A 12,594-nucleotide genomic window follows, 5' to 3' on the forward strand; every position below is an offset into this window, starting at 1 on the left:
TCTTAAGCGTTTAGCTTATTAAAACGATCAAATTTAATCTTGGATTTTTTCGCATAATTTTTCAGTAAGTTTGGTACATCCAGGATTAACGCAATACCGCCATCAGAGGTAATAGTGGCGCCAGCCATACCCGGCGTCCCCTGCAACAAAGCATCCAGCGGTTTGATGACGACTTCTTCCTGGCCGATTAACGAATCGACCACGAAACCCACCTGCTGGGTACCAATTTGCACAATAACCACATGGCCTTGTTCGCGACGCAATTGTTTATTAGAACCTTTAACCAGCCAATGCTCGAGGTAAAACAGCGGGATAGCTTTATTGCGCACTACTATGGTTAGCTGCCCGTCCACAATATTGGTTTTAGCCAGATCAAGATGGAAAATTTCATTCACCCCAGCCAGCGGTAACGCGAAGGTTTGGCTGCCAACCATCACCATCAGCGTGGGCAGTATCGCCAGGGTCAGCGGGACTTTAATTTCCAGTAAGGTGCCTTCACCCAACTTAGAATGAATTTGCACCGTGCCGTTTAGCTGGGTAATTTTGGTTTTCACCACATCCATACCAACACCGCGGCCGGAAATGTCGGATATTTGTTCCTTGGTAGAGAAGCCCGGCGCAAAAATCAAATTGAAGGCATCGTTATCTGACATTCTGGCGGCAGCATCAACATCAAGAATACCGCGTTTGATGGCAATGCCTTTAAGTTTTTCCGGATCCATGCCGGCGCCATCATCCTGAATGGTCAGCAGAATATGATCGCCAGCCTGAGTCGCCGCTAACTTAACTAAACCTACTTTAGGTTTGTTCGCTTTTAAGCGGACATCGGGCATTTCAATACCGTGGTCAACCGAGTTGCGCACTAAATGCACTAAGGGATCAGCCAGGGCTTCCACCAGATTTTTATCTAAATCTGTTTCTTCACCCTCCAGAACCAGATTAATATCTTTTTGTAAGGAACGCGCCAAGTCTCTAACTACCCGGGGGAAGCGACCAAATACTTTTTTAATCGGCTGCATCCGGGTTTTCATTACTGCACCCTGAATATCAGCAGTAACCACGTCCAGATTAGAAATGGCCTTGGTCATTTCTTCATCCTGAGTGCTGGTAGATAGACTGACCAGCCGGTTCCTCACCAATACTAACTCGCCTACCATATTCATGATTTGATCAAGCCGTTTGGTATCAACCCGGACAGTGGTTTCAGCAGCCGGCGCCGCATTAGTGGCAGCCGCTTTATCGGCTGCAGGGGCCGGTGCGGCAGCTGCCGCTGCCGGTGCTTTTACCGCAGGCGTGGCGGCAGGTGTTGCCGCTACTACCGGTGCAGGTTTGCGCTCTACCGGTGGAGGTACCTCTACCGGGGCATTCCCTTTACCATGCAATTGGTCGAGTAAAGCTTCAAACTCATCATCACTGATTTCATCATCACTGGCTGGCGCAGCAGCTTTAGCAACCGGCTTGCTGGCAGCGGCTGCAGTCGCTTTTTTATTCGTATCGGGCACAAATGAGCCCTTACCATGCAGCTGGTCCAGGATTTTTTCAAATTCATCATCGGTAATATCACCGTTGTCGCCTGTAGCCTGCTCACTGGCTGGGACTGTCGCAGCTGACGGCTCAGTTCGCCCTGGCGCGCCCTTACCATGCAGCTCATCAAGCATTTTTTCAAAATCATCTTCACTGATGTCGTCAATATCACCTGCCGCATCATCCGCCACGGCATTGGCGCTTGCTGGCGCTGTCGGCGCAACGACGGCAGCAGGCTGGCTTACCACCGGTGGTGGCTCCTCTGCTCTGGCCGGCTCGCTATAGTGATGCAAAGCGTCAAGGATGGCCGGATCGGCAGGCGTTAAAGGCTGGCGTGCCTGAACGGCGACAAACATGCCGTTGATAGCGTCCAGCGTTTGTAAAATAACGTCCATCAATTCTGGAGTAACCCGGCGCTTACCGGTACGCAGAATATCAAAAACGTTTTCAGCACCATGGCAGGCATCGACCAGTTCTGTTAAGGATAGAAAACCTGCGCCACCTTTTACAGTATGAAAACCCCGGAAAATAGCATTGAGCAGATTGGCATCGTCCGGATTATTTTCCAGCTCCACCAGCTGTTCTTGTAATAACTCAAGGATCTCGCCAGCTTCGACCAGAAAGTCTTGTAAAATGTCTTCATCCATATCAAAGCTCATGCGCAGACACCTCTGTTAAAAACCCAAACTGGACAGTAAATCGTCAACATCATCCTGACCAGACACCACATCATCGCGTTCAGCTGCATCAATAATTGGTCCTTCTGCTTCATGTGCTGCTTTCGCCTTTGCTTTGGCCGGTTTGGCTTTCATTTCCGGCATATCAGGATTTGTCTGACCGAATGCAGTTAACAAGCCAATCAGGCTGTCTTCAACTTCACGCACTAACTCAATAACCCGACGTAAAATCTGGCCGGTAAGATCCTGATAATCCTGGGCCATCAGCACGTCAGTCAATAATGCATTTAAAGTTGCTGAATCAACACTGGCCTGCTGCATAAAACCATCAACACCATGGCAGAGTTGTTTAAACTCACCCAGCTTGATTTGACGTTGCATTAAGCGTTGCCACTGCGGCAACAACTGATTAAGCTTTTGACTGATTTGATCGGCAATTGGTAAGCAGGATTCAACCGCATCCATCGTTTTATTGGCAGCTTGCTCTGTCATATCAATAACATGATTAAGCCGCTTCTTTGCATCAGGAATATCTTCTTCCAGCAAATTATTCAGCGATGGATCGATATGAAAGTTTTTTAATGAATCGTGAAGTTGCCGGGTAAGTTTGCCCACCTCAGCGAATAATTCAGAAGAACCAGGTACGGTGATCGATTGCACTAACTGGTTGGCCAGTTGTTGCTCTCCCATCTCCAGTAATTGCACCAGTTCTTTTGCTTGCTCCAGCGTAATATCAGCAGCCGTAGTGTCAGACATCGTGTCACTCCTTGTCAGTTACGGCTTAACCTAAACGCTCAAACACCTTTGCCAGCTTCTCTTGCAACGTAGCAGCAGTAAAAGGTTTAACAATGTAGCCATTCACACCGGCCTGTGCAGCAGCAATGATTTGTTCTTTTTTGGCTTCTGCCGTTACCATCAGCACCGGAATGTGTTTTAACTTGGCATCAGCCCGGATAGCACGCAATAAATCGATACCCTGCATGCCTGGCATATTCCAGTCGGTTACCACAAAATCAAAGTCGCCGTTTTGTAACATAGGCAAGGCAGTGCTACCGTCGTCTGCTTCTGAGACGTTGGTAAAGCCTAAGTCACGTAGCAAGTTTTTAATAATGCGTCTCATGGTTGAAAAATCATCGACCACAAGAATTTTCATATTTTTATCCAAAGTCCCCTCCGACGAGATAATACGCCTGGTATCTCAACTGCTTTAATTTATACCCAAGCCTGCATTCTGGCTTTTAAGCGCACAAGTGCCTGGCTGTGGATCTGACTTATCCGGGATTCGCTGACGTCCAGCACAGCCCCAATTTCTTTTAAATTTAATTCTTCATTGTAATACAGTGAGAGTACCAGAGCTTCACGCTCCGGCAAACTGCTAATGGTTGTTACCAGTGCCTGATTAAATGCTTCATTTGCTTGCTGTTCATATAACAGATCGCCGCCTCTATCTTCAGAAGTCACCAGCACATCTTCCGATACACCGAGATCTTCTATACCGATAATTCTGCCTGAGCTGACATCGGTTAACATATGATGGTACTCATCGAGGGATATATCAAGTTTTTCAGCAACTTCACTGTCTTTAATATCGCGGCCAAATTCGGCTTCGAGTTCAGCAATAGTATCAGCAATCAGGCGGGCATTGCGGTGTACCGAGCGCGGAGTCCAATCACCCCGGCGCATTTCATCCAGCATAGAGCCACGAATGCGGATACCGGCAAAGGTTTCAAAGCTGGCGCCTTTACTACCGTCAAAGTTTTTGGCAGCTTCAATCAGACCAATCATACCCGACTGAATTAAATCGTCTACCAACACACTGGCTGGCAGGCGTGCCATTAAATGATAAGCAATCCGTTTTACTAATGGGGCATGACGTTCAACCAGCTGTTGCATCTGGTCGACTCCACCATATGCGGCCAGTTTACTGTTCACACGACCCCCTGATTAGCATGCGGCTGTAGCAGCTGCTCCAGAAAAAACTCCAGATGACCCGAAGCATTGGCCGGCAGCGGCCACTTAATCGCTTTTAAAGCCAGACCTTTGACAGCCATACTGGCCGGGCTTTTCGGGAACACATCAATAAAGGCCTTTTGCTTACGTGCCGCTTTGCGGACATTTTCATCGTAAGGCACGGTAGCAACCAGCTCAAGACTAACATCCAGAAAACGATCGGTTACCCGGCTAAGCTTGGCAAACAGCTCCTGACCTTCTTTTAAATTACGCACCATATTGGCGACAATTTTAAACTTTTCGACACCATGATCGCGGCTGAGGATTTTCATCAAGGCATAGGCATCGGTAATAGAGCTGGGTTCATCGCACACCACTACTACCACATCCTGCGATGCTCTGGAAAAACTTAATACCATGTCAGAAATACCTGCTGCAGTATCAACCAGCAGCACATCAACCGGGGTTTTCAATTCACTGAAAGCGCGGATAAGGCCAGCATGCTCTACCGTAGAAAGCTCGGTCATACTTTGCGAGCCTGAGGTGGCTGGCACAATTTTTATGCCAAAGGGGCCATCAATAATAATATCGTCCAGCTCGCATTCGCCCGAAAGAACGTGGGAAAGGTTTTTCTCAACCCGCAAGCCCAACATCACATCACAATTTGCCAGGCCAAGATCAGCATCCAGCACCAGCACTTTTTTGCCTAGCTGGGCCATAGCCATAGCTAAATTCAGGCTGACGTTAGTTTTACCAACGCCACCTTTACCACCTGTTATTGAAATTACTTTTACCATCTGCTTATTCATTCTTCTCAGGCCAGAGGCTTGATCGTCAATTAATTCGTGACTATGCATAGGTTGTTTCCACTGTGGACATCTCATCCTGATACCACTGATGTCCAGCACTACTATGGGTTAGCCTTAATACTTCGGCCCGTTGCACTAAATCGGCCGATTCGGCCACGACCAAGTCTTCCGGTACCCGCTGGCCGTTGGTTAAATAGCTTACCGGCAGTGCATTTTGAATGGCCACGTTAATTACTTCACCTAAACTTAAGCATTCATCAAGTTTAGTAAAAATACAACCTGCCAGGGAAATCCGTTTGAATTGCGCTACCGTTTCCTGCATTACTCTGGCTTGCGCTGTGGCAGACAATACCAGATAACTTTTTATTTTGACACGTGAATTATGCACTAAGCTTGCAAGTTTTTCGGCCAGACGCACATCGCGCTGACTCATACCGGCGGTATCAATCAAAATAAGCTTACGTTGTGCTAACTGATTTAACAACATTGCCAACTCGTCACTGTCTTTAGCCTGCTTCACCGGACAGCCAATGATCCGGCCGAAGGTTGCCAGTTGCTCAAAGGCACCTATCCGGTAAGAGTCAGTGGTTATCAGGGCAACCTGATCAGCGCCATGGCGTTTGGCAAAACCGGCCGCCAGCTTAGCAACAGTAGTGGTTTTACCGACACCGGTCGGGCCAACTAAAGCAACAATACCACCACGGCGCAAAATATCATCGTTGGTAGTGGTTAACTGGCCAGTTAACAACTCCATGGCCGTATCCCAGGCATCACTGGCGCTGATATCCTCTGGCATAAAACACGCCAGCTGGTCGGCTATCTGCTCAGATAAACCCAGTTGCTGCAGATGCTCAATAACCATAGCCCGAACCGGCTCACGCCGGGCTAAATCCTGCCACATTAAACCCGACACCTGATGCTGCAACAACTGACGCATTGACAACATTTCGTTACGCATGGCCTCAACCTGGCTGGCCATGGCCTGGCTTTGCTGTTGCTGCAATTTGCTTAACTCCTGCCACTGACTGGCAGCAACGCCCTGGTTGGTGCCAGAAGTTTGACGCTCAAAGGCTGCCGCCGGATTAACCGGCTGGCTGGCAACTGCCGGACGTTTTGGCGAGTGGCCTGCTGGCTCACGGCTTTGCTGTTTAATCATTTGCCGGGCCAACAGCTCACGCAGCGAATCTGCCGGAGCTGCTGGCATATCGTTATCATTGGTACGACTGCCATGCCCTGGCTCGCTATCATCGATGCCGGCACTAAAGCGCGGCTCGGTGCGCGTTACCTGACGAGGACTGGCTGGCGCAGCTTCAACCGGCGCTGGCGCTGGTTTACTTTGGCTTTCCGGGTCAATCGCCGCCACGATTTCAACCCCTTCAGCCACTTTTTTATTGGATAAAATAATCGCGTCTGGTCCCAGGAACTCTTTAACTTCCGTCAGAGCGGTACGCATATCTTTAGCGACAAAGCGTTTTATTTTCATGAGTTACTCCTAGTTTTGCTGACCAATAACGCTGACAATTCGAATTTGTTTATCATCGGGAATTTCCTGATATGACAATACCCGTAAACCTGGAATAGTGTATTTCACGAATCGTGCCATAACTGTTCGTAAAATTCCTGACGTTAGCATTACCGCACTCTCGCCATTTAACTCCTGGTTCTGATGCGCTTCCTGCAGCGATTGCTGGATGCGGTCGGCCAGGCCTGGCTCTATGCCAGCGCCATCATTCCCTGCCGCCTGCATGGACTGATGCAGCATTTGTTCAAGCTCTGGCGCAAAAGTAATCACCGGTATTTCGCTCTTGCTGCCCACCACTTCCTGTACAATTAATCGACGCAGCGCTATCCGGCAAGCCGCCGTCAGCACATCCACATCCTGGCTTTTACTGCCATATTCCACCAGCGTCTGCACTATGGTGCGCATATCACGGATCGGCACCCCTTCCTGCAGCAGGTTTTGCAACACTTTCACCACTGTGGTCAGCTGCAGCATATCTGGCACCAGGCCCTCCACCAGTTTCGGCGAGTGCTTGGCCAGCATATCCAGCAGATTCTGTACTTCTTCGTGGCCCAGTAAATTGGCTGCATTATTAGTTAAAATCTGGCTTAAATGGGTCGCGACCACCGTGGCAGCGTCTACCACCGTATAGCCCAGGGTTTGCGCATGCTCCCGCTGATCTTTGGTTATCCACACCGCATCCAGGCCAAATGCCGGATCTTTAGTGGCAACCCCTTTAACCTGACCAAACACCTGGCCCGGGTTAATCGCCAGTTCGTTATCATGGCGCAGCTCCCCCTCACCGCTGGTCACCCCCATCAAGGCTACCCGGTAGCTGTTTGGTTCTAAATCCAGGTTATCCCGGATATGTACCGGTGGCACCAGAAAACCCAGCTCTTGCGACAGCTTTTTGCGCACGCCTTTGATCCGGTTCAGCAGCTCACCGCCCTGAGCCTTGTCCACCAGCGGAATTAAACGGTAGCCTACTTCCAGGCCAATGGTATCGACCCCTTGCACATCGTCCCAGCCAATTTCTTTCACCGGTTGTATTTGGTTATCGCTGGCCGGTGCCGTGTTGCGGGTAACCAGCTCACTTTGCACCAATAAGGCTTTACGACGCATAAACCAGGCGGTAGTGCCAATCAGCAGCGCCAGGCTTAGAAACGCAAAATGCGGCATACCCGGCACCACGCCCATTAGGGTTAACACACCGGCAGCAATAAACAACACATGGGTGTTGTCGCTCAGCTGTGCAGTCATTTGCTCGCCTAAGTCGCCCGATTTATTCTGACGGGTAACAATAATAGCGGTGCCGATAGATAACAATAACGAAGGAATTTGCGCCACCAAACCATCACCTATGGTTAGCAGAGTATAAATTTCCATAGCATCGCCGAAGCTTAAATTGTGCTGCAGCATGCCAATAAACAAACCACCAATTAAGTTGATCACCAGAATCACGATACCAGCGATAGCATCGCCTTTAACGAATTTACTGGCACCGTCCATTGAACCGTAAAAATCTGCCTCACTGGTCACTTCTTCCCGCCGGGTGCGGGCGTCATCCTGGGTAATCAGGCCAGAGTTTAAATCAGCATCAATCGCCATTTGTTTACCGGGCATCGCATCTAAAGTAAAACGGGCTGATACTTCGGCGATGCGGCCGGCACCTTTGGTCACCACCACAAAGTTGATAATGATCAGAATTAAAAACACCACGATACCCACCGCATAGTTACCGCCGATCACCACCGAGCCAAAAGCCTCAATCACTTTACCGGCGGCATCACCGCCGTTATGGCCTTCCAGTAACACCACCCGGGTACTGGCCACATTCAGCGCCAGCCGCATAATGGTTGCTACCAGTAACACACTAGGGAAAATACCGAAATCAAGCGGGCGCAGGGCATAAATAGTGACCAGCAACACTACCAAAGACAGGGCAATATTAAAGGAAAATAAGGTATCCAGCAGAATAGGTGGCAGCGGTAACACCACCATCGCCAACGCTGCCAGAATAAGCAGCGGCGTACCAAGCCCTTTCATAAAAGACAATTTTGATTTATCAAAGTTGTTGAAATACTGAATAAACTGCATGGCGTACCTAACAAATTATTGGCGCAAAATGCGGACTCTGGGCAATAACAGCAAAAACCATTCCATAACTGAGATATAAAAAGGGGTCGGAGCTATTTATCTGTTTTACTCGATAAATAGCTCCGACCCCTTTTTACTTAACTGAATATTGCAAAGGGATAGCGGCTAAAGAGAGTGTTAGTGGCGGTAATCTGCGGGGATAGGTAGCTCTTTAGCCAGGGTTTTCGGCCGGCTGCCTTTGCCTTTTTTGTACATTTTCAGTTGATACACATACGCCAATACCTGGGCAACGGCAGCAAACAGTTGCTCGGGAATGGGATGATCCAGTTCAGTGGTATAAAAAATAGACCGCGCCAATGCCGGTGATTCAATTACCGGCACTTTATGTTCATTACCAATTTTACGAATATGCATCGCTACTTCATCCACGCCCTTGGCAACCACCACTGGCGCCCGGAATTTGCCCTGGTCGTATTTTAACGCCACAGCAAAGTGAGTGGGGTTGGTGACGATAACATCGGCGGTGGGTACTTCCTGCATCATCCGTTTCATCGACATCTGCATTTGAGTGCGTCGAATACGGGCTTTTATTTCCGGACTACCCTCAGAGTTTTTATGTTCGTCTTTAATTTCCTGCAGGCTCATTTTCAGCTGCTTAATGTGGTTCCACTTTTGGTAAGGCGCATCCACCAAGGCAATAATAGAAATGCTGCTGCAAAGCCCCAGAAAAAGCCAGGCCAGCACATAGAGTGCAGATTCGATATTGTTTGGCTCGCTCATTAGCGACAGCGCCATAATGTCCATAAAAAACAGTTTTAACAACAAATAAGCCACGGTTACCACCACGGCCACTTTTAAAATACTTTTGCCCAGCTCTACCAGTGCCTGCAGGCCAAACATCCGCTTAAAGCCTTTTAGCGGACTCATTTTACTGGCTTTGGGCCCCGCAGCCTGCCAACTGAAATTAAACCCGCCCAGTAAACAGTTACCCACAAAAGCGGCCACCAGAATAAAACCAAAGATAGCGGCCAATGGCGGTATCAGCTCTTTGCCGACTTCGCTCCAGGCGGTAAACATGGAGTTGGTTTCAAACATATCTTTCTGATCCAGCCGCAACATCCGCTGACCAACGTTCAGCACGCCAACGGCCAGCATTTTGCCAAACATCAGCATCGCCGCTGCGCTTGAGATCAAAACAAAAGCCGTGCCAAGGTCTTTTGAGCGGGCGATCTGACCCTTTTCCGCTGCGTCTTGCAGCTTCTTGGGCGTGGGCTGTTCGGTCTTTTCGGCGCCGGAATCTTCTGCCATGCTCAGCCTCCTTTAACAACCAATCAGCCGGCAGCTGTAATCTATTGCGTGCTGCCATTGCTTTTCGTAGTGGAATAAAAAAGTGTCCAGGGTCAGCCACAAAATCAGCAAACCTGACAACATGGTAATGGGGAAACCTATTGAGAATATATTAAGCTGGGGTGCGGCCCGGGTCATGATACCGAAAGATAAATTCACTACCAGCATTGACACTATTGGCGCCAACGCAATGGCCAGGGCGGTGGCAAACATCCAGCCACCGAACTCAATTATGGTCCAGTAACTGGTAACTTCCCACCACTGGCCATTTATCGGCAAGGTGTCGAAGCTGAACACCAGCATCTGCATCATGATCAAATGCCCATTAAAAACAAAAAATAATAAGGTGGCTAAAATCAGATAAAACTGGCCAATGGCCGGCACACTAACTCCACTGGACGGGTCAGCCATTGACGCAAAAGCCAGGCCGGTTTGCGTCGCCAGTAGCTGGCCGGCCAGCACAAAGGTGGTAATAAACATCTGCGAAATAAAACCCAGCGCAAAACCAATCATGATCTGGAAAAACACTTCCATAACCATGGCAGCCGACATCAGATCCGGTGGCGTAACCGGCGGGATCATCGGCATTATCACCAAGGTTATCATCACCACCAGGCCGGTTTTAATGCGCATTGGAATATTACGGGCACCGAGGCCTGCCATAATCATCAGCATGCCGGTTACCCGACACAGCGGCAGCAGAAAATCTGCGATGCCCTGCATTAAGGTCGCCAGCGGGAATTCCATTAACTCACCACTGTCGGAATGCTAAGAATAAGTTCCTGGGTGTAATCCATAATGACCCGCACCAGCCAGTGACCGCCAAAAATCAGTGCCAGTAAAGTAACAATTAACCGTGGTAAAAAGCTTAAGGTTTGTTCGTTAATCGAGGTAGCCGCCTGAAACACCGCCACAATTAAACCGACAAACAACGAGGGCAGGATTATCGCGCTCACCAGCAGGATGACGATAAACAGCGCATCACGCAATACATCGACAAAAACCTCCGGGCTCATGTTCCTACCCCATAACTGGTGGCCAGGGTGCCCATCACTAAAATCCAGCCGTCAACCAGTACAAACATCATTAACTTAAACGGCAACGAGATTATCATCGGCGACAACATCATCATCCCCATCGCCATCAGGACGCTGGCTACCACCAGGTCAATGATCAGAAAAGGAATAAACAACATAAAACCAATTTGAAAAGCAGTTTTCAGTTCACTGGTGATAAAGGCTGGGATCACTACCGTAAGCGGATAATCCTGCGGTTGTTCCAGTACTTCAATGCCGGCGATCTGGGCAAAGGTATCTAAATCTTTGATCCGGGTATGGTGCAGCATAAAGCCTTTAATGGGCACTATGGCAGCGTCAAACGCCTGCACCGGGGTAATCGATTCATCCAGATAGGGTTGAATAGCCTGCTCATGAACCGTTTTGAATACCGGCGCCATGATAAAGAAAGTCAGAAACAGGGTAATACCGATTAATATCTGATTTGATGGCGTTTGCTGTAAGCCAATGGCCTGGCGCAAAATGGCCAGCACCACGATGATCCGGGTGAAGCTGGTCATCATAATAACCATAGCCGGAATAAAACTCAGCATGGTCATCAACGCCAGTACCTGCAGCGTGACACTGTATTGCTGCGAACCGTCCGGGCCGGTGGTAACGGTCAGTGCCGACATTACAGTATTGTCGGCCAGCACCGGGGAGCTGAGCAACAGCAACAACAAACACAGCAATCGCAACATAAAAAACTTACTTTTTCAGGAATGATTGCAACTGTGTATGAAAGTCTGATGCCAACTTTGTTTCAGGAAGGGAACTTTCTAACTCAAACAACATATTGATGCTTTGTGGTGTCACCCCCAGCACCCGTTGTTTACCTTGTATTTCAATAACTAACAGGCGTTCTCGCTGGCCTAGTGGCACCGAGCAAATAACTTTCACATGCTGGCTGCCTGGCAGGCGCATTGTCAATTTTTTGAATATCCAGCCAAGCACCAGCACCAATAACAGCACTGACGCCAGAGAAATGGCGATTTTACCCAGGCTGATACCACTGCTATTACTTCGCTGGGCAGCGGCTTCTGTGCGCTGAAACGGCACAGCCGGCCGCGGTTCCGCTTTTAACTCAGGCTCAGGCTCAACAGCAAGCTCGCTTTGTGACGCAGCGGCAACACCCTGCTCAGCCACTGCGGGCTCTGCAGCGCTGCCAGTTTGCTCAGCCTGCAACGGCGCGGTCAGTGACAACAGCAGGGTCATCACCACTATGTTTAATAATGGCTGCATTAGCGTAACTTTTTAATCCGTTCAATCTGGCTGATAACATCGGTTAAACGAATACCAAACTTATCATTCACCACCACCACTTCGCCATGGGCGATTAAGGTACCATTGACCAGCACATCCAGGGGTTCACCGGCTACCCGCTCCAGCTCAACCACGGATCCCTGATTTAGCTGCAGCAGATTGCGGATACTGATTTTTGCCCGGCCCACTTCCATTGAGATCGTAACCGGAATATCCAAAATGGTATCCAGCTTACGCTGTTCATCAACGGTGATACTGGCTTTTTCATCCTTTAATTCTTCCAAATCAACGGCTTTTGCCGCATCATCTTCGCCTTCTGCCTCCGCCATGGCCGCGGCCCATTCGTCCATTGTGTCTTTATCATCTGCCAT

At 49.1% G+C, this 12,594-nt stretch carries 13 protein-coding genes; all 13 read right to left on the reverse strand.

Features of this window, described 5'->3' with window-relative positions; genetic code table 11:
• Window positions 1-2: 2 nt before the first annotated feature.
• Complete coding sequence (locus WG68_RS03525; protein ID WP_046556256.1) at window positions 3-2,183, reverse strand: chemotaxis protein CheA; 2,181 nt, start codon at window positions 2,181-2,183, stop codon at window positions 3-5.
• Window positions 2,184-2,198: 15 nt separating this feature from the next.
• Window positions 2,199-2,957 (reverse strand): protein phosphatase CheZ, encoded by a 759-nt coding sequence (locus WG68_RS03530; protein WP_046556257.1) that lies wholly within the window; start codon window positions 2,955-2,957, stop codon window positions 2,199-2,201.
• Between the two features lie 25 nt (window positions 2,958-2,982).
• Window positions 2,983-3,354 carry a chemotaxis response regulator CheY gene (gene cheY / locus WG68_RS03535; RefSeq protein WP_008898490.1) on the reverse strand — a complete coding sequence of 124 codons (372 nt, stop codon included), beginning with the start codon at window positions 3,352-3,354 and terminating at the stop codon, window positions 2,983-2,985.
• A 59-nt stretch (window positions 3,355-3,413) separates the two neighbouring features.
• Complete coding sequence (locus tag WG68_RS03540) at window positions 3,414-4,133, reverse strand: RNA polymerase sigma factor FliA (protein WP_046556258.1); 720 nt, start codon at window positions 4,131-4,133, stop codon at window positions 3,414-3,416.
• A complete protein-coding gene (locus WG68_RS03545; RefSeq protein WP_046556259.1) occupies window positions 4,130-5,008 on the reverse strand; it encodes a MinD/ParA family protein in 879 nt (292 codons plus the stop codon). The genes WG68_RS03540 and WG68_RS03545 overlap by 4 nt, the downstream gene beginning before the upstream one ends.
• The gene (gene flhF, locus WG68_RS03550; RefSeq protein ID WP_046556260.1) at window positions 5,001-6,443 is read right to left on the reverse strand and encodes a flagellar biosynthesis protein FlhF; all 1,443 of its coding nucleotides are present in this window, start codon (window positions 6,441-6,443) and stop codon (window positions 5,001-5,003) included. The genes WG68_RS03545 and flhF overlap by 8 nt, the downstream gene beginning before the upstream one ends.
• 9 nt (window positions 6,444-6,452) lie before the next feature.
• A complete protein-coding gene (gene flhA, locus WG68_RS03555; RefSeq protein WP_046556261.1) occupies window positions 6,453-8,558 on the reverse strand; it encodes a flagellar biosynthesis protein FlhA in 2,106 nt (701 codons plus the stop codon).
• A gap of 177 nt (window positions 8,559-8,735) precedes the next feature.
• The gene (flhB, locus tag WG68_RS03560) at window positions 8,736-9,866 is read right to left on the reverse strand and encodes a flagellar biosynthesis protein FlhB (RefSeq protein WP_046556262.1); all 1,131 of its coding nucleotides are present in this window, start codon (window positions 9,864-9,866) and stop codon (window positions 8,736-8,738) included.
• Between the two features lie 12 nt (window positions 9,867-9,878).
• Window positions 9,879-10,652, reverse strand: a complete 774-nt coding sequence (gene fliR / locus WG68_RS03565) for a flagellar biosynthetic protein FliR (protein ID WP_046556263.1) — start codon at window positions 10,650-10,652, stop codon at window positions 9,879-9,881.
• Window positions 10,652-10,921 carry a flagellar biosynthesis protein FliQ gene (gene fliQ, locus WG68_RS03570; RefSeq protein ID WP_046556264.1) on the reverse strand — a complete coding sequence of 90 codons (270 nt, stop codon included), beginning with the start codon at window positions 10,919-10,921 and terminating at the stop codon, window positions 10,652-10,654. Before fliQ ends, fliR begins: the two co-directional genes overlap by 1 nt.
• A complete protein-coding gene (fliP, locus tag WG68_RS03575; protein WP_046556265.1) occupies window positions 10,918-11,661 on the reverse strand; it encodes a flagellar type III secretion system pore protein FliP in 744 nt (247 codons plus the stop codon). Before fliP ends, fliQ begins: the two co-directional genes overlap by 4 nt.
• Before the next feature lie 7 nt (window positions 11,662-11,668).
• Window positions 11,669-12,202, reverse strand: coding sequence for a flagellar biosynthetic protein FliO (fliO, locus tag WG68_RS03580; protein WP_046556266.1), 534 nt, complete (start codon window positions 12,200-12,202; stop codon window positions 11,669-11,671).
• A complete protein-coding gene (gene fliN / locus WG68_RS03585) occupies window positions 12,202-12,594 on the reverse strand; it encodes a flagellar motor switch protein FliN (protein ID WP_046556267.1) in 393 nt (130 codons plus the stop codon). Before fliN ends, fliO begins: the two co-directional genes overlap by 1 nt.

Origin of the sequence: Arsukibacterium ikkense (assembly GCF_000987775.1) — a bacterium.
In the GTDB taxonomy this organism is placed as follows: Bacteria; Pseudomonadota; Gammaproteobacteria; order Enterobacterales; family Alteromonadaceae; genus Alishewanella; species Alishewanella ikkense.